Raw genomic sequence first — 19,092 nt, forward strand, 5'->3', positions numbered from 1 at the left:
GTACACACAGAACCGGGAGGAGCACGACGATGGCCGGGAAGAAGGCGGACGACGTGGAGGACGGCGCCCACGAGTCCATCTGGCAGCGGATGGAGCGCCCCGTCCGGCCTCCCCGCGCGGCGCTGACCCACGCGCAGATCGCCGCGGCGGCCGTGGAGATCGCGGACGCAGAGGGGCTCGACGCGGTCTCGATGCGCCGGCTGGCCGAGCGGCTCGGCGTCGCCACCATGGGCCTCTACCGCTACGTGCGCGGCAAGGACGACGTGATCGAGCTGATGGTGGACGCGGTCTACGCCGAGGAGGCGGGGGCCGGAGAGGGCAGCGACTGGCGGGAGGTCCTGCACGTGTCCGCCCTGCGGCTGCGCGCCCTCATCCTGCGACACCCATGGCTGGTGGAGACCACGGCCCAGACCGGGCCGCTGACCCCCAACTTCGTCGCGCGCACCGATCGGCTGCTCGCGTCGCTGGACGGCCTCGGCATCGACGCCGACACGGCGATGACCGTCCTGGGCACGGTCACCGCGTTCGTCACCGGGGCGACCACCGCCCGGATCAGGATGGCCAGGCTGATGCGCAAGGAGGGCGCGGAGAAGATGGACGACCTGCGCACCCTCTACTCCTCACGGATGATGTGGCTGCTGGAGTCGGGCCGCTATCCCGCGTTCGAGCGCTACATCCGCCAGGGCGTCAGGAAGGACGACGACGACTGGCAGTTCGAGCTGGGGCTGGACAGCGTCCTCGACGGCATCGCCGCCCGGCTGCGCATCTGAGAAAAGGATCTGAGACGAGACAGGCGGCCACCCGGAAGGGTGACCGCCTGTCGCCGAAGAGTGCTCTGTTGCCGAAGAGTGCTCAGGAGCTGGGCGGGGGGATCATCCGCTTCGTCGCCTCGTGGGCCCTGCGGACCATGTCGGCGCGGGGGAAGCCGCTCCGCTTGCGGGCCGTCTCCTCGTTGCCGCCCGCGATCCAGACCGGGCCGTCGGCGAGGTGCTCCAGGCCCTCGCGCGCCACGTCGTCGGGCTCGGCCACGTTGAGCCCGGGCAGGTCCATCCGCAGCCCCGCCCGCTCCATCGCCGGAGTGCGGGTGACGCCGAGGACGAGTTCGAGCACGTGCACGCCGTGCTCGCCCAGCTCCAGCCACAGCCCCTCGGCGAAGACGCGGCTGAACGCCTTGACCGCCGAATAGACGCCGATCTGCGCCTGGCCCATGTATCCGGCGAGCGAGCCGACCAGGATGACGCCGCCGCGGCGGCGCTCCCGCATCAGCGCGCCGAAGTGGTGGGTGAGCGCGAGCTGGGCGGTGATGTTGAGGTCGACGACCCCACGCACCCGGTCGAGGTCGCCGGTCACGAACTCGTGGCCGTAGCTGTTGGCGCCCGCGTTGAAGATCAGCAGGCCGACCTCGACGTCGTCGGTCACCGCGCGGACGGCCTTGACCGCGCCCGGGTCGGTCAGGTCGAGCTCCAGCGTGCGCACCTCGACGCCCTTGGCCATGACCTGCTCGGCCGTCTCGGCCAGCGGCCCGGGTTTGCGGGCGATGAGCACGAGGTTGAGCCCGGCGTCGGCGAGGTGATGGGCGAACGACGCGCCGACCCCCTCGGATCCGCCCGCGACGACGGCCCAGGGGCCGTACACGTTCTTGTCGATCACGATTCCTCCGGTACGGCGATCTCGCCGTCGAGCGCGGCCTGGACGATGGAGTCCCGCAGCGCCGCGCAGCCGGGGAAGACTCCGGGTCCGGCGGCGCGGCGCTCCTGGCAGGCGTCGGCCGCGTCGGCGTTCCACTGGACGCTGGTCTGGTGCCAGCTCGCCTTGCGCACCTCGACCCCGGCGCCGCACCGCCGGCAGGTCAGCGGCTGCATGGGCGCGTCGAGCAGCCGGTTGTCCGGGCGGACCGTCATGCCGGCGACCCCGCGGCGGCACGGCGGGCGAGGTTCGCCTCGACCTCCTGCTTCCACGCCTCGACCGGGCGGGTGGTGTCGAGCTCGAACTCGAACCGCTCCACCATCTCCGGCTTGACGTCGGCGACGTCCACGTAGAACTGCTCGTACCAGCGGCGCAGCTGGTAGACCGGCCCGTCCTCCTCGCACAGCAGCGGGTTGTCGATGCGGGTCTTGTTCTTCCAGATCTCCACGTCCTGGTCGAAGCCCTTGAGGATGAAGCCGCCCAGCTTCCTGGCCATCTCATCGGCCGCGGGCCCGGGAAGCTTGTCGGTGCGCTGCACGATGATCCCCGAGTGCAGCACGAACGAGTTGGCGTCGATCGGGTAGTGCGCGTTGATCAGGACCGAGTTGATGTCCATGGTGTCGTAGTGGTACGTCAGCTCGTCGATCATGAAGGACGGGCCGTGGTACGAGGCGACGGAGTCGTTGCCGAGCAGCTTCGGCTCGCCGTCCTTCGCGGGCGGGCGGGTGTCCTGCCGGCCGGTGCCCTTCATGATCTGCGTGGCGACGTGGCCCTCGAAGATGTTCTTGAAGTACGTCGGGAACGAGTAGTGGACGTAGAAGAAGTGCGCCATGTCGACGACGTTGTCCACGACCTCGCGGCAGTTGGTGTTCACGACGATCTCCGACCACACCCAGTCGGTCCAGTCGTCGCGCGTCGCGCCCTCGATGCGGGGGATCGTGACCTCCGGCGGCGGCGCGTTGCCCTCCGGGTCGTTCCACACGAACAGCAGGCCGTCCTGGTCCATGGTCGTCCAGGCGGAGGTGCGGGCGCGCAGCGGGACGCGGCGCGAGTAGGGGATCTTCTTGCAGCGGCCGTCGCCGCCCCAGCGCCAGTCGTGGAACGGGCAGGCGATCTCGTCACCCTTGATCGTGCCCTTGGAGAGGTCGGCGCCCATGTGCCGGCAGTAGGCGTCCAGCACGTTGAGCCCGCCGTCGCCGCTCTGGAAGACCACGAGCTTCTGACCGAAGGCGTTGACGGTGTGCGGCTTGCCGTCCTTGAACTTCTCCGACAACCCCAGGCAGTGCCAGCCCCGCGCGAACCGCGTGGGCACCGCCTCCGCCTCGATCCTGCGGATGCCGTCGTTCCCGGCTTCTACTGCAGTCACCTTGATCCGACCCTTCAGGACGCACGTTCTCTCAGTCCGCCAACGTAGGAGTTGTGGCGGCCCACCGGACGGCGAGTCCCATTGGCCGGGAGTGTCCTGACATGCGGTCATCGGCTCCACGCACCATCATGGACGGCATCTGACCGATGAGCGCGACACGGAGGACTCCCAGATGAGCAACGAGGTCCTGGACGCGGTTCGGGCGCTGCTGCCGAAGATCGCCGAACGGGCCCGGTCCACGGACGAGGACCGGCGGGTCCCGGCGGAGTCGATCAGGGAGCTGGTCCAGGCCGGAGTCTTCCGGATGCTGCAGCCCAAGAGGTACGGCGGCCTGGAGAGCGATCCCGTGAGCTTCTACGAGGTGGTCCGGGAGATCTCGGCGGCGTGCGGGTCCACCGGCTGGACCGTCTCCGTGCTCGGCGTGCATCCCTGGCAGCTCGCCCTGTTCGACGAGGCCGCCCAGGACGAGGTGTGGGGGAGCGGCCCGGACGCCTTGATCTCCTCGTCGTACGCGCCGGTCGGGCGGCTCGTCCCCGCCGAGGGCGGCTACCGGCTGTCCGGCCGGTGGCGGTTCTCCTCCGGCTGCGAGCACGCGTCGTGGGCGATGGTGGGCGGCCTCGTCCTCGGCGACCAGGGCAGGCCGGTGGACTTCATGACCGTGCTCGTGCCCCGCTCCGACTACCTCATCGCGGACGTGTGGGACGTCATCGGGCTGCGCGGCACGGGCAGCAACGACATCCTCATCGAGGACGCCTTCGTGCCCGCGCACCGCGTGATGCGCAACTACGAGATGGCGCAGTTGCGCGGGCCCGGCCAGAAGGTGAACACCGGCCCGCTCTACCGCATCCCGTTCGGCACCGTGTTCACCACCACGATCACCGCCCCGGTCATCGGGATGGCCGCCGGCTGTTACCGGTCGTACGTGACGGCGATGCGCGAGCGCGTACGGCTCAGTCTGGGCGGCGGCCGGTTCGCCGAGGATCAGTTCGCGCAGGTCGCCGTCGCCCGGGCGGCGTCGGAGATCGACGCGGCCGTCCTGCAGACCGACCGCAACGTGCGGGAGGTGTACGAGCACGCGGTGCGGGGCGAGACGATCCCGGCAGAGCTGCGGCTGCGGGTGCGCAGGGACCAGGTGCGCGCCACCGAGCGGGCGCTGGAGGCGATCGACATCCTGTTCAAGACCGCCGGGGGCAACTCCCTCAGCAGGGGCAACCCGATCGAGCGGGCCTGGCGCGACGCCCACGCGGGCAGCGTCCACGTGGCCAACGACGTCGAGCGGGCCCTCGCGATGTACGGCAAGGGCGAGTTCGGCCTGGCCGTCGAGGACAACCTGATCTGACGCCGCGACGCGGGAGCCCGGGCGCGCGCCGCGCCCGGGCTTCTTCATGCGCGGCCTCGGCAGGCGAGGGATTGACGATCTCCTAACGCCGTGTGATAGTCCTAATCGTGTTAGGAGAACCGACTCGGGATAGAAGAACCGAACGGCATGAGCGAACGAAGGCCGAGATCCTTGACGCGGCGTGGGAGATCGCCCGTGCCAACGGCCTGGCCGGGCTGACGCTGCGGGACGTGGCTCGCGAGGTCGGGATGCGCCCGCCGTCGGTGTACTCCTATTTCGCGTCCAAGCACGCCGTCTACGACGCCATGTACGCCCAGGGCTGCCGGGAGTTCCTCGGGCGGGTGTCGCGGCTCGATCTCACCGGCGACCCCTTGCGCGATCTGACCGCCGGCGCGTGGATCTTCATCGAGTTCTGCGTCGAGGACCCGGCTCGCTACCAGCTGATGTTCCAGCGGACGGTTCCGGGGTTCGAGCCGTCCGCCGAGTCCTACGCCCTGGCGGTTCAGGCACTGGAGTCGTTGCGGGCGGGGCTGGTGAAGATCGGCATAACCACCCCCGAAGCGCTCGACCTGCTCACCGCGCTCACCACGGGCCTGGTCGACCAGCAGATCTCCAACGACCCGGGTGGAGACCGCTGGCTCAAGCTGGTCGACCAGGCCATGGAGATGTTTCTCGCCCACATGCGCAACACGCACAGGAAGGTCCGCTGATGCCCGACACCGTGACGGCGATCGAGTCCGTACGATTACTCGGCCGCTCACAGGCCGCCATGCTGGCCGAGGCCGAGAACGAGCGTTTCGCCGACCTGGTCCGGTCGCTGGACGGCGATGACTGGACCGAACAGACCGACTGCCCGGCCTGGGACGTGCGGGCGGTGGTCGCGCACGTGCTGGGTGCGATGGAGTCCCCCGTCTCCCTGCGCGAGTTCGTCCACCAGGTCCGAGCGGGCGGCAGGGCGGCGGGCGACCGTCCCCTCGTCGACGGCATCACCGAGGTGCAGGTCGCCGAGCGCGCCCATCTGAGCACGTCCCAGCTCGTCGAACGGCTCACCGCCATGGCGCCTCGCGCCGCTCGCGCCCGGCGCAGGCTGCCGGCGCCGCTGCGCCGGATGCCGCTCAAGCAAGACGTCGGGGGCGTGACGGAGACCTGGACGCTGGGCTACCTGTACGACGTCATCTACACCCGCGACACGTGGATGCACCGCGTCGACATCGCCAGGGCGACGGGCCGCCCTCTCGTGCTCACGGCGGATCACGACGGCCGCATCGTGGCGGATGTGGTCGCCGAGTGGGCGCGGCGCCACGGCCGGCCGTTCCGGCTCCACCTGACAGGGCCGGCCGGAGGCACCTTCACCGGCGGCGACGGCGAGCGGATCAGTCTGGACGCCGTCGAGTTCTGCCGGATCCTCTCCGGCAGGGGCGGCGGAACCGGACTGCTCACCCAGCCCGTGCCCTTCTGACGCCGCGTCGGTCCCGAGAGACCGCCGTACGGCGGTGCACGGCCTCCGGGCCCTGTGTATCTGCGTCGTGTATCCGCGTCAGCAGGTGGACGCGGGTGTTCCCCCGGCGAGAATCGTCCGCGCGAACGCCAGCGCGTCGTCGAACGAGGCCGGAACCGAAGCGCGGTGGTCGGCGCCGGCGTAGGTCCGGTACGTGACCTTCGCCGCGCCCCTGCACAGGTCGGCGACCATGAGGTCGGTCGTCTGCTTCGGCACCAGGACGTCGGCCGTGCCCTGGGCGACCAGGGTGGGCACCCGGACCTTCAGCCCGACCGGCTCCTGCTTCCGCAGGTAGCCGGTCAGCGTCCCGGTGTCGGCGCCCGGCCGGAAGACGCTGCTCACGGTCGTCTCCGCGGCGACCGCCCGCACCTGGTCCATGCACCCCGTGCGCGCGGCGTCGAGCAGCGGCCTCACCTCGCCGGTCACCAGCTCCTCCGGCTTGATCGCCGGCTCGGCCGCCGCCGCGCCGAACAGGATCGTGGGCAGGAAGGCCAGCGCGTCCTTCGCCCCCGGCATCGCCTGGAGGTAGGCCACGGTCTGGGAGTAGCCCCAGCCGCCGGGCGCGATCGCGATCGCGCCGCGCAGCCGCACGTCACCGCGCTCGCCGGTGTCGGCGGCGGTGAACAGCGTGGCGTGCCCGCCCTGGCTGTGGCCCGCGGCGAACCAGTCGCGGCCGATGTGCGGGTCCACTCGGCGCGCCGCGCGCACCATGTCGATCACGCTGTCCGCCGCGCTCCGGCCGTTCATGTACGGATGGCCGCCCGGTGTGCCGAGGCCCTCGTAGTCGGTGCGCACGACGGCGAAGCCGTGCGCCACCCAGGCGTCCAGCGTGGGCTTCACCGAGGCCAGGTAGCCGTGCGCGGGCCCGTCTGCCGTGTCGGCCGAGGGGGCGCAGACGTCGGCCGTACCGGTCGTGCCGTGCGCCCAGCTGATCACCGGCCAGCCGCCGGGCGGCGGGGGCGACGCGGGCACCGAGATCACGCCCGACACGGTGACGGGCTTGCCCGAGGCGCCCTCGGAGAGGTAGGTGACGTACCAGTTGCGGGCCGCGCTCGGCAGCGCCGCCGCTCCGGTCAGCGGACGGGCGGACAGCAGCGTGCCCCGAAGCCCGGGAGGGACGGCCTGGGAGACGGCGCGGGCGTCGGCGGAGGCGGGGACGGCCGCGGCGGGCGCCGTGATCGCCGCGGCGGTCAGGACGGCCAGCGACAGCGCCTTGAGGCGTGGTCGGGGGAGTGGCATCGGTGTTCCTTTCAACGGGCCACGTCAACGGGCCATTTCCCTGACGGCCCGGTAGGCGAAGACCATCGCCGAGCCGATAGGGACGCCGGGGCCGGGATAGCGGCGCCCGGAGAACGAGGCGCTGGTGTTGCCCGCGGCGTACAGGCCGGCGATCGGTCGTCCGACCCCGTCGAGCACCCGTCCGTCGGGGTCGGTGCGCAGGCCGCCCTTGGTGCCGAGGTCGCTGAGCACCACCCGCGCGGCGTAGTAGGGCGGCGTGTCCACCGGCGTCAGGCACGGGTTCGGCCGGTCACCCGGCCGGCCGAAGAACAGGTCGTAGGGATCCTCGCCGCGGTGGAAGTCCTCGTCCACGCCGGTCGCGGCGAAGCCGTTGAACCGCTCGACGGTGTCCGTGAGCGTCTCGCCCGGCACGCCGATCAGTTCCGCCAGCTCGGTCAGGCTCTCGGCGCGCACCCAGGTGCCGGCCGCGAGGTGCTCCTCGGCGGGGCGCCCCGGCAGCGAGATCGCCGGGAGCCGCCCGCCGGAGCGGGAGTCGAAGATCAGGTGGGCCGGCACGCGGCCGGGCGCCGCCGTCATCTCGCGGCCCATCCGGTCGTACGGCAGCGACTCGTTGGCGAACCTGCGGCCCGACGCGTCGACCATGAGCCCGCCGTGGAAGCCCAGCGTGAAGGCGGCCCGGCCGTCCGGCAGCGCCACGCCCGGGCACCACCACGCCTCGTCCATGAGACCGGTGGCCGCGCCGATCGCGGCGGCGGCCCTGATCGGGTCGCCGGTGTTCGCGCCCGCCGGGGCCATCGACCAGTCGGCCGTCCCCGGGACGCCGTGCTCGGCGCGCATCGCGGCGTCGCCCTCGAATCCGCCGGCGGCCAGCAGGACGCCCCTCGCGGCGCGCAGCCGTACGACGCCGTCGGCGGTCGCGGCCTCCACTCCGGTCACCCGGCCGTCCTCGACGACGAGCCGGGTGAGCGCGGTGCCGGTGCGCACGGTGCCGTTGCCGGTGTTCGTGAGGGCGAGCAGCAGGCGGCCGATCAACGCCCGACCGGCTGACAGCGGTCCCTCGGCGTGGCCCAGGCCCGCGCGATCGCGGTCCACGGGAGGCCGGACCAAGGCGGCGAGGTCGCCGAGCCGCTCGGCCGGCAGGTCAAGCGGCACGAACGAGCGCCCTGCGTCGAGCCGTCCCGGCGCCGGGAAGTAGTCGGGGAAGGCCCGCCACTCGAACTCGACGGCCGGGTCGCGCTCCAGGAACTCGGCCACCTCGGGCGCGGTCGCGAGGAAGGCCTCGCGCCGGTCGGCCTCCGCCTCGCCCAGCAGCGCGACGAGGTAGGCGCGGGCCGACTCCGCGGAGTCGCCGATCCCGGCGCGGTGCTGCACCTGGGTGCCGGGCAGCCAGACGGCCGCGCCGGCGTAGGCGGACGTGCCGCCGAGCAGCGCCGTCTTCTCCAGCACGGCCGTGCGCAGCCCGCTCGCCGCCGCCGTCAGCGCGCCGGTCATGGCTCCCGCGCCGGAACCGGCCACCACCACGTCGTACTCGTCGTCCCAGGGCTGTGTTTCCCGCTTCGCCGTCGAGGCGCTCATATCCGCCCTCTTCCCTCGTCGCGCTCTGGTCGCTCCGCTCCCGCGCGCTCCTCAGTCCAGAGGTCGGCGCGCCCCTCCGGCTCGCTCGGCGCACCCGCCATGCCGTCCCTCCTGCCATCGCTGCCTGTGGGTGCGTACAGGCAAGCGCAGCAGGACGCGGGCCAGGTCCGCTCATCCCACTGAGTGGTATGGACCAGTGGCAGGTGGGCCCATGCGGCTGTGTATCGTCGTTGCGACACACGAACGGTCAGGGGGAGACGTGCCGAGGATCGCCGAGGTCAGGGCGCCGGCGGAGCCCAACTCGCCGGAGCAGCGCGCCCGGCACCTGCGGATCCTGCGGGCCGCCGCACGCATGGGCGCCGAGAAGGGGCTCGAGCGCGTCCAGATGCACGAGGTGGCCAAGGAGGCCGGGGTGGCGATCGCCACGCTGTACCGGTACTTCCCCTCGAAGACCCACCTGTTCACCGCCGTGATGGCCGAGCAGATCGACCGGTTCGACGAGAGCGTCCCGCAGCCGAAGCCGGGCACCGAGCCGGAGGACGCCGTCGCCGACGTGCTCGTGCTGGCCAGCAGGCAGCTGCTGCGCCGCCCCGCGCTCGCCACCGCGATGCTGCAGTCCGCGAACTCCGCCAACGCCGCCGCGGTGGCCGACGCCGGCCGGATCGACATGACGTTCCGGCAGATCGTCCTGCGGACGCTCGGCATCGAGGAGCCGACCGTCATGGACGTCACGCTGATCCGGCTGCTCATGCAGTGCTGGTATGGCGTGCTGCAGTCGAGCCTGAACGGCCGGGCGTCGGTCCCCGACACGGAAAGCGACATCCGGATCGCCTGCCGGCTGCTGCTCGCGCCCCGCTCCAACGCCGCCTCCCGCTGACCGGGACGGCCTCCGGCCGCCGGGGGCCACCCGTCGGTAGCGTGCGGCGCCATGAACCGTTTCGAGGGCGTGAGAGTCCTGCTCACGGGTGCCGCTTCGGGGATCGGGCGGGCCACCGCGGTCCGGCTCGCCGCCGAGGGCGCGCACGTCTTCGGCGTGGACCGGGACGAGCAGGGCCTCGCGGAGACGGGCCGGCTGGTGCGGAGCCCGTACGTCCCGCACGTGGCCGACGTGACGGACGAGCGGGCCGTGATCGCGGCCGTGGACGCGGCGGCCACCGCGCTCGGCGGCATCGACGTGCTCGTCAACGTCGCGGGAATCCAGCGGACGACGCCGATCGAGTCGCTCAGCGTGGCCGACCTGAACCTGCTGTTCTCGGTCAACCTGGTCGGCACCGCGCTGTTCTGCCGGGAGGCGCTGCGTCACCTGCCTGACCGGACGGGGGTCGTCGTGAACGTCGCGTCCATCGCGGCCACCCAGGGCAACCCGTACATGACGGCCTACGCCGCCTCGAAGGGGGCGGTGCTGGCCTTCTCGCTGAGCCTGGCCGCCGAGGTGGTGGGGCGCGGCATCCGGGTGGTGCCGATCTCCCCGGGCACGGTGGCGACCCCGCTGATACACGACATCGAGTTTCCCGAGGGGGCGGACCTGCGGTACTTCGGGCGGATCCGCTCGCTGCTCGGCAGCGCCGCCCCCGAGCAGATCGCGGCAGCGATCGCGTTCGCGGCCTCCTCGGACGGCGGATACCTCACGGGTGCGAACCTCCGGGTCGACGGCGGCTCCGGAACCTGACGCCCTCTTCGACAAGGAGCGACGACGTGACACGGAAGATCGCGGTGACCGGCTCGGCCTCGGGCATCGGCAGGGCCCTGGCAGTCTCGCTGCGCGCGGGCGGCGACGAGGTGATCGGCGTCGATCTCAAGGACGCCGACGTGTGCGCCGACCTCTCCACGCCGGACGGGCGGGCGCTCGCGGTGGAATCGGTGCTCGACAGGGCGGACGGCGTGCTGGACGGCGTCGTGGCCTGCGCCGGCGTCTCAGGGGTGACCGTGCCTACGGTCACCGTCAACTTCTTCGGGGTGACCGGGATCCTGGAGGGGCTGCGTCCGGCGCTCGCCCGGGCGGAGCGGCCCCGCGCCGCCGCGGTGGCCTCGATCTCCGCCACCCAGCCCGCCGACCCCGAGGTGATCCGCGCCTGCCTCGACGGCGACGAGCCGCGGGCGGTCGCCCTGGCCGGGGAGGCGGTCGAGCGCGGCGAGGGCCGGCTGCTCTACCCCTCCTCGAAGACCGCCCTGGCCCGCTGGCTGCGCGCACGGGCCGTGTCGCCGGACTGGGCCGGATGCGGCATCCCGCTCAACGCGGTGGCGCCGGGCGTCGTGCTGACCCCGATGTCGGCGCCCCTGTTCGAGGACGAGACGATGCGGAAGGTCATGGACCGGGCGGTGCCGATGCCGCTGAACGGCTACGCCGAGCCCGAGGTCGTGGCCGACGCGCTGCGCTGGCTGGTGAGCCCGGAGAACTCCCACATGGCCGGACAGATCGTCTTCGTGGACGGCGGCGCCGAGGCCACCCTGCGCGGGCCCGACGCGTACTGATCGCTTCGACGTGGGCCGCCGCGGACGTCCGCGGCGGCCCCCACGCCTTCCTGCCGCGTCTTTCAGTTCCCGTGGCCGACGTTCTGCACGCCCGTGGTGTCGAGCTGCGCCACCGAGTAGGCCGCGTAGGTCCGATACGGGTCCCGCCCGTGGAAGTGCGGGGTGACCTGCGCGTCCAGCTCCTCCACGGAGAACACGCCGTCGGCGGCGGTGAACTTGCGCTCCACGGTCGGGGCCGCCATGAGGGCCACCATGTCGCCGTACACCACGAACACCTGGCCGTTGATCTCCTCCGAGGCGGGGGAGGCGAGGTAGGCGACGAACGTGGCCACCCGCTCGGGGGCGAGGCTGTCCAGCCCGCCCACCTCGGCGCCGTCGCCGAACACGTGCGCCGTCATGCCCGTACGGGCCCGGGGGCAGATCGCGTTGGCCCGCACGCCATAGCGCGACAGGCCCTGGGCGGTCGACAGGGTCAGCGCGACGATGCCGGCCTTGGCGGCGGAGTAGTTCGGCTGACCGGCCGACCCGAACAGGAACGCCTCGGAGGAGGTGTTGATCACGCGGCCGTAGACCGGGCCGCCCGCGGCCTTGCTCGCCGCCCGCCAGTGGACCGCGGCGGCGCGCGACAGCCCGGCGTGTCCCTTGAGGTGGACGCGGATGACGTCGTCCCAGTCGGACTCGGTCAGGTTGAACAGCATCTTGTCGCGCAGCACGCCGGCGTTGTTCACCACGATGTCGAGACCGCCGAAAGCGTCCACGGCCGTCTGGACGAGGCGGTCGCCCATGGACCAGTCGCCGATGTCGCCCGTCACCGCGACGGCCTTACGGCCGAGCGCCCTGATCTCGGCCGCGACGTCCTCGGCCGCCGGGCCGACGTCGTTGACGACGACGTTCGCGCCGCGTTCGGCGAGGGCGAGGGCCTCGCTGCGGCCCAGGCCCGATCCCGCGCCGGTGACGACGGCGGTCCTGTTCTCCAGGCTCGTGTTCGAGCTCATCTGCGCACTCCTGCCAACTCGGTGATCCTGCCGAAAACTAGTATGTATTCTAGTTTTACTCGTCGGGATGTCCTCGATCGTGGGTATCCCACCCAGCGGCACAAGGATGAGTCCATGCTGTGCGTCAAGCGATCGGCGGCACCACTGAGCGGGACCGGGCCGTTGCCCGGAACAGAAATGATTTCTAGCCTCTGCCCATGACGCTGAACGTGGCATCCCTGTTCGAGGCCGTCGCCGCGGCGGTCCCCGAACGCCTTGCGCTGGTCTGCGACGCCCGGCGGTTGAGCTTCGCGGAGCTCGACGCCCGGGCGAACGCTCTGGCGAACCACCTGCGTGCGGCCGGTGTCGGGCCGCACGAGCACGTGGGCGTGCACATGCTCAACGGGGTGGAGTTCGCCGAGGCACTGCTCGCCTGCCTGAAGATCAGGGCCGTCCCGATCAACGTCAACTACCGGTACACCGACCGCGAGCTGCACCACGTATACGAGGACGCCGGCCTGGTCGCCCTCGTCATCGGCGGCGAGTTCGCCGCGTCAGCCGCCGCCCTCGCCGACCGGTGCCCGAAGCTGCGCCACGTCATGGTGGTGGACGACGGCACGCAGGCGCCTCACGTCCATCCCCACCACTGGCCGGACCGGATCAGCGTCGCGGACTACGAGAAGGCGGTAGCCGCCCAGCCGGCCACGGCTCCGATGGCGGGGGAGCGCACCGCTGACGACCACTATGTGCTGTACACCGGTGGGACGACCGGGATGCCCAAGGGCGTGGTGTGGCGGCACGAGGACTTCTACTTCGCCGCGCTCAAGGGCGGCAACCACTACGGCCCGCCGTACCAGACGGCGGAGGAACTGGCCGCGGGCGCGGCGGCGGCCACGCCCATCTCCTACCTGCTCACCGCCCCGCTCATGCACGGCGCGGCCGCCTACACCCTGTTCAGCGCCTTGCTCGCCGGTTCGACCACGCTCCTGATGCGGCGGTTCGACCCGGTCGAGACGCTGCGGCTGATCGAACGCGAGCACGCCATGATCGTGACCGTGGTCGGCGACGCGATCGCCCGCCCGCTGATCGACGCCGTCCGCGAGCACGGCGCGGAGTACGACCTGAGCTCGATGAAGGTGCTCGGCTCGGGAGGGGCGCTGCTGTCGCGCAGCGTGCGCGAGGAGGCCGCGGCGCTGATCCCGGGCCTCTACGTCAACGACGGCTTCGGCTCCTCGGAGTCCGGCGTCGACGGCACGCTCGGGATCGGCCCCGACGGGCTCATGCGGCTGGCCGCCGGCCCCCGGATCCGGGTGGTCGACGAGAGCTTCCAGCCGGTCGAGCCCGGCTCCGGCCGGCTGGGGCACGTCGCGCGGACCGGACACGTCCCGCTGCGCTACCACAACGACCCGGGCAAGAGCGCGAAGACGTTCCCGGTCGTCGACGGCGTCCGCTGGGCGGTGCTCGGCGACATGGCCCGGGTCGAGGAGGACGGCACGATCGTGCTGCTCGGCCGCGGCTCGGGCTGCATCAACACCGGCGGGGAGAAGGTCTTCCCCGAAGAGGTCGAGCAGGCCCTGAAGTCCCACCCCGCCGTGATGGACGCGCTGGTCGCCGGTGTGCCCGACGAGCGGTTCGGTGAGCGGGTAGCCGCCGTGGTGGAGCTGCGGCGGGGCGCGACGGCGGACGTCGAGGAACTGCGGGCGCATTGCCGCACGCAGATCGCCGGATACAAGGTGCCCGCGTCGATCGTCGTCGTCGACGTCGTCGAGCGCTCACCCAGCGGCAAGGCCGACTACCGGTGGGCCAAGTCCGTGCTCTCAACGGACACGAGTCTGTCAACGCATACCAGGAGGAACGATGGCTGAGGCCGTAATCGTCGACGCGGTGCGCACACCGGTCGGGAAGCGCTACGGCGCCCTGTCCGGGCTGCACCCGGCCGAGCTGCTCGGCATGGTGCACCGGGGCCTGATCGAGCGCAACGGCCTCGCGCCCGAGGCGGTCGAGCAGGTGTTCGGCGGCTGCGTCACCCAGGCGGGGGAGCAGGCCAACAACGTCACCCGCCAGGCGTGGCTGCACGCCGGCCTGCCGTACGGCACGGCCTGCACGTCGATCGACTGCGCGTGCGGGTCCGGCCAGCAGGCGGTCCACCTGGTGGCCGGGCTGATCGCGGCCGGCGCGATCGACGTCGGCATCGGCTGCGGCGTCGAGGCGATGAGCCGGGTCTTCCTCGGCGCGGCGGTCACCCCGGAGGCGGGCAGCCCGTTCCCGCCGTCGTGGTCGCTGGACATGCCCGACCAGTTCACCGCGGCCGAGCGGATCGCGCGGCGGCGCGGCATCACCCGCGAGGACGCCGACGCGTTCGGCCTGCGCTCTCAGCAGCGCGCGGCGCGGGCGTGGGCGGAGGGCAGGTTCGAGGGACAGGTCCTCGCGGTCGAGGCGCCTGTGATGGGGCCCGAGGGTCCGACGGGTGAGACCGCCGTCGTCACCAGGGATCAGGGGCTGCGCGACACCAGCATGGAGGCCCTGGGGAGGTTGCAGCCGGTGATGCCGGACGGCGTCCACACCGCGGGCAACTCCTCGCAGATCAGCGACGGCGCGGCCGGCGTGCTGCTGATGAGCGCCGACCGGGCGCGCGATCTCGGCCTGCGCCCGCGGGCGCGCATCGTCGCCTCCGGCATGGTCGGCTCCGACCCCTACTACCACCTCGACGGGCCGATCGATGCGACCCGGCACGTGCTGAAGAAGGCGGGCATGAAGCTGTCCGACCTCGACCTCGTCGAGATCAACGAGGCGTTCGCCTCGGTCGCGCTCTCCTGGGCGCGGGAGCTCGACGCCGACATGGACAAGGTCAACGTGAACGGTGGCGCGATCGCGCTCGGCCACGCCGTGGGCTCCACCGGCTCCCGCCTGATCACCCAGGCGGTGTACGAGCTGGAGCGCACCGGCGGCTCGACCGCCCTCGTCACCATGTGCGCGGGCGGCGCCCACGCCACGGCCACCATCATCGAACGGATCTGAGGAAGCATGTCGATCGGACTGACCGACGAGCAGCGCGATCTGCGCGACGCCGTACGCGCCTTCGCGGCCCGGCACGTGACGCCGGCCGTGGTGCGGCAGGCGGTTGACGCCGAGCACGAGGAGCTGCCGAAGTTCTGGCCGCTGCTGGCCGAGCAGGGCCTGCTCGGGCTGCACCTGCCCGAGGAGGCCGGCGGAGCGGGCTCCGGCCTGCTCGAACTCGCCGTCGTGGTGGAGGAGCTGGGCCGGGCGATGGTCCCCGGGCCGTTCCTGCCCACGGTGCTCGCCGGGGCCGTGCTGCACCGCGCCGGGCACACCGCCCACCTGCCGGGTCTGGCGGACGGGACGACGATCGGCGCGGTCGGCCTGCGGTCGGGCGGGCTCACGCTCACCCGCGGCGCGGACGGGAGCGCCACGGTCTCCGGTGTCTCGGAGCCGGTCGTCGGCGGCCACGTCGCCGACCTGTTCGTGCTGCCCGCGGCCGGTGAGACCGGCACGACCTGGGTCGTGCTGCCGCGCGAGGCGGTGGATACCGAGGACCTGCCCGGTCACGACCTGACCCGGCGGCCGTCGCGGGTACGGGCGGACGCGGTCGCCGTTCCCGCGGCCGACGTGCTGGACGGCCTCGCCGACAACACCGTGCTTGCCGACAACACCGTGCTCGACCTGGCCGCCACGCTGTTCGCGGCCGAGGCGTCCGGCCTGGCCGACTGGGCCACCGCCACCGCCGCGGAGTACGCGAAGGTGCGCCGCCAGTTCGGCCGCCCGATCGGCCAGTTCCAGGGCGTCAAGCACCGCTGCGCGCGGATGCTGACCCGGGCCGAGCAGGCCAGGGTGTGCGCATGGGACGCGGCGCGGGCCCTCGACGAGGCCGGCGCTCCTTCCGGCGAGGCGGCGCTGGCCGCGGCGGTCGCCGGGGCGACCAGCGTGGAGGCGGCCTTCTCCGTCACCAAGGACTGCATCCAGACGCTGGGCGGCATCGGCTTCACCTGGGAGCACGACGCCGGCCTGTACCTGCGCCGGGCGCAGACGCTGCGCATCACGCTCGGCTCGGTCTCGTGGTGGCGCCGCCGGGTGGCCCGGCTCACGCTGGACGGCGTACGCCGCGAGCTCGGCGTCGAGCTGCCGCCGGAAGCCGAGCGGATCCGTGCGGAGGTGCGCGCCGAGCTGCGGCCCGCCCTCGACCTCGACGGCCGCGACCGGCTGACGCACCTGGCCGAGCACGGCTACACCGCCCCACACCTGCCCGAGCCCTGGGGGAAGGGCGCCGACGCGGTCACCCAGCTCGTGATCGCCGAGGAGATGCGGGCCGCCGGGCTGCGCCCGGCCGACATGGTCATCGGCGCCTGGGTGGTGCCGACCCTGATCGCGCACGGCAGCCCCGAGCAGCAGGGGCGGTTCCTGCCGCAGACGCTGCGCGGCGACCTGGTGTGGTGCCAGCTGTTCAGCGAGCCGGGAGCGGGCTCCGACCTCGCGGCCCTGAGCACCCGGGCCGAGAAGGTCGAGGGCGGCTGGAAGCTCAACGGTCAGAAGGTCTGGACGTCGATGGCCCGCCAGGCGCAGTGGGGCATCCTGCTCGCCCGCACCGACCCGGAGGCGCCCAAGCACAAGGGCCTGTCGTACTTCCTGCTCGACATGTCCAGCCCCGGCATCGACATCCGGCCGCTGCGCGAGCTGACCGGCGAGGCGCTGTTCAACGAGGTGTTCCTCGACGACGTGTTCATCCCCGACGAGATGCTCGTCGCGCGGCCCGGGGACGGCTGGAAGCTGGCCCGCACGACGCTGGCCAACGAGCGGGTCTCGCTGTCGCACGACTCCTCGCTCGGCAGCGGCGGCGAGGCGCTGCTGCACATCGCCGCAGAACGGCCGGACGAGACGGACGACGAGCGGCTGACCCGGCTCGGCGGCATCCTCTGCGACGCCCAGTCCGGCGCGCTGTTCGCCCTGCGGACCACGCTGCGGTCGCTGACCGGGCAGCAGCCCGGCGCTGAGTCCAGCGTGGCCAAGCTGATCGGCGTCGAGCACGTCCAGGAGGTCTGGGAGACCGCCATGGACTGGATCGGCCCGGACTCCCTGACCGGCGAGGGGATGGACCAGCGGTCCGACCCCACGCTCCGCTTCCTCAGCTCCCGCTGCATGTCGATCGCCGGGGGCACCACCGACGTGCAGCTCAACATCATCGGCGAGCGCCTGCTCGGGCTGCCTCGCGACCCGGAGGTCAAGGCATGAGTCGCAGGGCGTTCGTCACGGGCGTCGGCATGACGGTGGAGGGCGCGCGGGTCGGGCTGCAGCACAACCTGGGCCCCGGCGGCGCCTGCGTCGTGACCCTCTACCGCGGCCCTGCCGAAGGCCGTCGAGACGACGAGGAGGACTGAGACATGCCGATCGACCTCGACAAGGCGCTCGGAGCGCCGGCGGCCACCCGGGAGATCGCCTGGACCAGCCGCGACGTGCTGCTCTATCACCTCAGCCTGGGCGCGGGGAGGGACGCGGGCGCCGATCCCGAGCTGTCCTACACCTACGAGCGCGGCCTGCGCGTGCTGCCCACCTTCGCCATGGTCGCCGGGCAGGGCGTCTCGGCGGGTGAGCGCCCGCCGACCGCGATGAGCATGCCCGGCATCGACATCGACCTGCGCAGGATCCTGCACGCCGGGCAGGCGCTCACCGTACACCGGCCGCTGCCCGTGGCCGGTGAGGCCGTCGTCTCCTCCCGGGTCGCGAACATCTGGGACAAGGGCAAGGCCGCGGTGATCGAGATGGAGCAGGCGGCGGCCGATCCCGCGGGCGACCCGCTGTGGACCACGACCATGCGGATCTGGGCGCGCGGCGAGGGCGGCTTCGGCGGCGAGCCGGGCCCGGAGACCCCGTGGACGGAGCCGGACCGGGAGCCCGACCACGTGCTCGACTCGCCGACCGCTCCCGGGCAGGCCCTGCTCTACCGGCTCAACGGCGACCTCAACCCGCTGCACGCCGACCCGGCCTTCGCGCGGGCGGCCGGGTTCGACCACCCGATCCTGCACGGCCTCGCGTCGTACGGCATAGTGGCGAAGGCGCTGGCGGACGGCGTCCTCGGCGGTGACGTGACCAGGCTGACCGGGCTGTCGGTGCGCTTCGCCGGGGTGCTGTTCCCCGGCGAGACGATCCGGACCACCGTGTGGCGCGAGGGCGACCGGCTGGTGTTCCGGTCGACCTGCCCCGAGCGCGGCGACGCCGCCGTGCTCACCCACGCGACAGCGGAGATCTCATCATGACGGAGACACGGATCGACCGTACGGAGCTGACGGCGACCCCGAACAACGAGGGCGTGGACGCGGCGGTCGCCGCGGCCCGCCGGGTGATCGACGCGCTGCTGCACTCGGGCGACATGTCGGCGGTCGAGATGACCCAGGTCGCCGAGCAGCTGAACGCCGTGGCCGACCATCTCGAGGCGCACGCCCCCACGGTGCGCGAGCGCATGGTCGACATGTGGCGGGGGGAGGGCGTGACGCGGCACGACCCGGTGACCGGGCCGGAGAACGCGATCGCCCCGCCGCTGCACCTGTACGGCAGGGACGACGGGTCCATCGAGGGCGAGGTCGTGCTGGGCATGCCCTACCAGGGGCCTCCCGGGTGCGTGCACGGCGGTGTGTCTGCGCTGCTGCTCGACCACACGCTGGGCGTCGCGAACGCCTGGGCCGGCGTGTCCGGGATGACGGGCACGCTGACCCTCCGCTACCACCGGCCCACCCCGCTGTTCGAGCGGCTGACCGTGAGCGGCCGGCAGACCTCCGTGGACGGGCGCAAGATCTACACCACCGGGACGATCACGGCGGGCGGGCAGGTGTGCGTCACCGCCGAGGGCCTGTTCATCGACAAGCAGCTCGACCGGCCCCGCTGATCCGCAGTCGAGTAAACGCTCTCACGGGACAGCCGGCTTCGGCTCTTCGCG

General features: G+C 72.5%; 19 protein-coding genes. 13 read left to right on the top strand and 6 right to left on the bottom strand.

From position 1 onward, the window contains the following. Nucleotides 1–29: 29 nt before the first annotated feature. Nucleotides 30–770, top strand: a complete 741-nt coding sequence (locus ACQEVJ_RS20500) for a TetR/AcrR family transcriptional regulator (RefSeq protein WP_433103299.1) — start codon at nucleotides 30–32, stop codon at nucleotides 768–770. An 82-nt stretch (nucleotides 771–852) separates the two neighbouring features. Here the strand turns inward: ACQEVJ_RS20500 and ACQEVJ_RS20505 are convergent, their stop codons facing one another. The 3 genes from ACQEVJ_RS20505 to ACQEVJ_RS20515 are packed head-to-tail and all read right to left on the bottom strand — an operon-like array spanning nucleotide 853 to nucleotide 3,052. After that, nucleotides 853–1,650 (bottom strand): SDR family NAD(P)-dependent oxidoreductase, encoded by a 798-nt coding sequence (locus ACQEVJ_RS20505; RefSeq protein ID WP_433103301.1) that lies wholly within the window; start codon nucleotides 1,648–1,650, stop codon nucleotides 853–855. Continuing rightward, the gene (locus ACQEVJ_RS20510) at nucleotides 1,647–1,901 is read right to left on the bottom strand and encodes a ferredoxin (RefSeq protein WP_433103303.1); all 255 of its coding nucleotides are present in this window, start codon (nucleotides 1,899–1,901) and stop codon (nucleotides 1,647–1,649) included. Before ACQEVJ_RS20510 ends, ACQEVJ_RS20505 begins: the two co-directional genes overlap by 4 nt. Continuing rightward, nucleotides 1,898–3,052, bottom strand: a complete 1,155-nt coding sequence (locus ACQEVJ_RS20515) for a Rieske 2Fe-2S domain-containing protein (protein ID WP_433103305.1) — start codon at nucleotides 3,050–3,052, stop codon at nucleotides 1,898–1,900. The genes ACQEVJ_RS20510 and ACQEVJ_RS20515 overlap by 4 nt, the downstream gene beginning before the upstream one ends. A 172-nt stretch (nucleotides 3,053–3,224) precedes the next feature. Between ACQEVJ_RS20515 and hsaA the strand changes: the two genes are divergently transcribed. The 3 genes from hsaA to ACQEVJ_RS20530 all read left to right on the top strand — a co-directional run bounded on the left by hsaA (nucleotide 3,225) and on the right by ACQEVJ_RS20530 (nucleotide 5,850). Beyond that, nucleotides 3,225–4,391, top strand: coding sequence for a 3-hydroxy-9,10-secoandrosta-1,3,5(10)-triene-9,17-dione monooxygenase oxygenase subunit (hsaA, locus tag ACQEVJ_RS20520; RefSeq protein ID WP_433103307.1), 1,167 nt, complete (start codon nucleotides 3,225–3,227; stop codon nucleotides 4,389–4,391). 107 nt (nucleotides 4,392–4,498) lie between these two features. Continuing rightward, nucleotides 4,499–5,101 carry a TetR/AcrR family transcriptional regulator gene (locus ACQEVJ_RS20525; RefSeq protein ID WP_433103309.1) on the top strand — a complete coding sequence of 201 codons (603 nt, stop codon included), beginning with the start codon at nucleotides 4,499–4,501 and terminating at the stop codon, nucleotides 5,099–5,101. Continuing rightward, complete coding sequence (locus ACQEVJ_RS20530) at nucleotides 5,101–5,850, top strand: maleylpyruvate isomerase family mycothiol-dependent enzyme (protein ID WP_433103311.1); 750 nt, start codon at nucleotides 5,101–5,103, stop codon at nucleotides 5,848–5,850. The genes ACQEVJ_RS20525 and ACQEVJ_RS20530 overlap by 1 nt, the downstream gene beginning before the upstream one ends. Nucleotides 5,851–5,928: 78 nt before the next feature. Here ACQEVJ_RS20530 and ACQEVJ_RS20535 read toward each other — a convergent pair whose 3' ends face one another. Then, nucleotides 5,929–7,128, bottom strand: coding sequence for an alpha/beta hydrolase family protein (locus ACQEVJ_RS20535; RefSeq protein ID WP_433103313.1), 1,200 nt, complete (start codon nucleotides 7,126–7,128; stop codon nucleotides 5,929–5,931). A 24-nt stretch (nucleotides 7,129–7,152) separates the two neighbouring features. Beyond that, a complete protein-coding gene (locus tag ACQEVJ_RS20540) occupies nucleotides 7,153–8,703 on the bottom strand; it encodes an FAD-binding protein (protein ID WP_433103315.1) in 1,551 nt (516 codons plus the stop codon). Nucleotides 8,704–8,962: 259 nt separating this feature from the next. Between ACQEVJ_RS20540 and ACQEVJ_RS20545 the strand changes: the two genes are divergently transcribed. From ACQEVJ_RS20545 to ACQEVJ_RS20555, 3 genes are read left to right on the top strand one after another with little or no spacing between them, the layout of a single operon-like run. Further along, nucleotides 8,963–9,580 (top strand): TetR family transcriptional regulator, encoded by a 618-nt coding sequence (locus tag ACQEVJ_RS20545; protein WP_433103317.1) that lies wholly within the window; start codon nucleotides 8,963–8,965, stop codon nucleotides 9,578–9,580. A 51-nt stretch (nucleotides 9,581–9,631) separates the two neighbouring features. After that, nucleotides 9,632–10,372 carry an SDR family NAD(P)-dependent oxidoreductase gene (locus tag ACQEVJ_RS20550; protein ID WP_433103319.1) on the top strand — a complete coding sequence of 247 codons (741 nt, stop codon included), beginning with the start codon at nucleotides 9,632–9,634 and terminating at the stop codon, nucleotides 10,370–10,372. A 26-nt stretch (nucleotides 10,373–10,398) separates the two neighbouring features. Then, nucleotides 10,399–11,175 (top strand): SDR family oxidoreductase, encoded by a 777-nt coding sequence (locus ACQEVJ_RS20555; protein WP_433103321.1) that lies wholly within the window; start codon nucleotides 10,399–10,401, stop codon nucleotides 11,173–11,175. Between the two features lie 62 nt (nucleotides 11,176–11,237). On the opposite strand, the gene ACQEVJ_RS20560 is transcribed toward ACQEVJ_RS20555, so the two are convergent. Beyond that, a complete protein-coding gene (locus ACQEVJ_RS20560; protein ID WP_433103323.1) occupies nucleotides 11,238–12,170 on the bottom strand; it encodes a 3-oxoacyl-ACP reductase in 933 nt (310 codons plus the stop codon). Nucleotides 12,171–12,367: 197 nt separating this feature from the next. Here ACQEVJ_RS20560 and ACQEVJ_RS20565 point away from each other — a divergent pair, with 197 nt between their 5' ends. The 6 genes from ACQEVJ_RS20565 to ACQEVJ_RS20590 are packed head-to-tail and all read left to right on the top strand — an operon-like array spanning nucleotide 12,368 to nucleotide 19,041. Then, a complete protein-coding gene (locus ACQEVJ_RS20565) occupies nucleotides 12,368–14,014 on the top strand; it encodes an acyl-CoA synthetase (protein ID WP_433103325.1) in 1,647 nt (548 codons plus the stop codon). Continuing rightward, a complete protein-coding gene (locus tag ACQEVJ_RS20570) occupies nucleotides 14,007–15,167 on the top strand; it encodes a steroid 3-ketoacyl-CoA thiolase (protein WP_433103327.1) in 1,161 nt (386 codons plus the stop codon). Before ACQEVJ_RS20565 ends, ACQEVJ_RS20570 begins: the two co-directional genes overlap by 8 nt. 6 nt (nucleotides 15,168–15,173) lie before the next feature. Next, nucleotides 15,174–17,393 carry an acyl-CoA dehydrogenase gene (locus ACQEVJ_RS20575; protein WP_433103329.1) on the top strand — a complete coding sequence of 740 codons (2,220 nt, stop codon included), beginning with the start codon at nucleotides 15,174–15,176 and terminating at the stop codon, nucleotides 17,391–17,393. After that, complete coding sequence (locus ACQEVJ_RS20580) at nucleotides 17,390–17,539, top strand: hypothetical protein (protein ID WP_433103331.1); 150 nt, start codon at nucleotides 17,390–17,392, stop codon at nucleotides 17,537–17,539. Before ACQEVJ_RS20575 ends, ACQEVJ_RS20580 begins: the two co-directional genes overlap by 4 nt. Before the next feature lie 3 nt (nucleotides 17,540–17,542). Beyond that, on the top strand, nucleotides 17,543–18,415 hold the full coding sequence (locus tag ACQEVJ_RS20585; protein WP_433103333.1) for a MaoC/PaaZ C-terminal domain-containing protein: 873 nt from the start codon (nucleotides 17,543–17,545) through the stop codon (nucleotides 18,413–18,415). Further along, the gene (locus ACQEVJ_RS20590; RefSeq protein WP_433103335.1) at nucleotides 18,412–19,041 is read left to right on the top strand and encodes a PaaI family thioesterase; all 630 of its coding nucleotides are present in this window, start codon (nucleotides 18,412–18,414) and stop codon (nucleotides 19,039–19,041) included. Before ACQEVJ_RS20585 ends, ACQEVJ_RS20590 begins: the two co-directional genes overlap by 4 nt. Nucleotides 19,042–19,092: the final 51 nt, after the last annotated feature.

Origin of the sequence: Microbispora sp. CA-102843 (genome assembly GCF_050936215.1) — a bacterium.
Taxonomy (GTDB): Bacteria; Actinomycetota; Actinomycetes; order Streptosporangiales; family Streptosporangiaceae; genus Microbispora.

Coding starts and splice junctions, on each gene's coding strand:
- ACQEVJ_RS20535 (WP_433103313.1), bottom strand. CDS start 7,128: ATGCCACTCCCCCGACCACGCCTCAAGGCGCTGTCGCTGGCCGTCCTG.
- ACQEVJ_RS20565 (WP_433103325.1), top strand. CDS start 12,368: ATGACGCTGAACGTGGCATCCCTGTTCGAGGCCGTCGCCGCGGCGGTC.
- ACQEVJ_RS20540 (WP_433103315.1), bottom strand. CDS start 8,703: ATGAGCGCCTCGACGGCGAAGCGGGAAACACAGCCCTGGGACGACGAG.
- ACQEVJ_RS20585 (WP_433103333.1), top strand. CDS start 17,543: ATGCCGATCGACCTCGACAAGGCGCTCGGAGCGCCGGCGGCCACCCGG.
- ACQEVJ_RS20590 (WP_433103335.1), top strand. CDS start 18,412: ATGACGGAGACACGGATCGACCGTACGGAGCTGACGGCGACCCCGAAC.
- ACQEVJ_RS20550 (WP_433103319.1), top strand. CDS start 9,632: ATGAACCGTTTCGAGGGCGTGAGAGTCCTGCTCACGGGTGCCGCTTCG.
- ACQEVJ_RS20530 (WP_433103311.1), top strand. CDS start 5,101: ATGCCCGACACCGTGACGGCGATCGAGTCCGTACGATTACTCGGCCGC.
- ACQEVJ_RS20575 (WP_433103329.1), top strand. CDS start 15,174: ATGTCGATCGGACTGACCGACGAGCAGCGCGATCTGCGCGACGCCGTA.
- hsaA (WP_433103307.1), top strand. CDS start 3,225: ATGAGCAACGAGGTCCTGGACGCGGTTCGGGCGCTGCTGCCGAAGATC.
- ACQEVJ_RS20500 (WP_433103299.1), top strand. CDS start 30: ATGGCCGGGAAGAAGGCGGACGACGTGGAGGACGGCGCCCACGAGTCC.
- ACQEVJ_RS20570 (WP_433103327.1), top strand. CDS start 14,007: ATGGCTGAGGCCGTAATCGTCGACGCGGTGCGCACACCGGTCGGGAAG.
- ACQEVJ_RS20510 (WP_433103303.1), bottom strand. CDS start 1,901: ATGACGGTCCGCCCGGACAACCGGCTGCTCGACGCGCCCATGCAGCCG.
- ACQEVJ_RS20560 (WP_433103323.1), bottom strand. CDS start 12,170: ATGAGCTCGAACACGAGCCTGGAGAACAGGACCGCCGTCGTCACCGGC.
- ACQEVJ_RS20580 (WP_433103331.1), top strand. CDS start 17,390: ATGAGTCGCAGGGCGTTCGTCACGGGCGTCGGCATGACGGTGGAGGGC.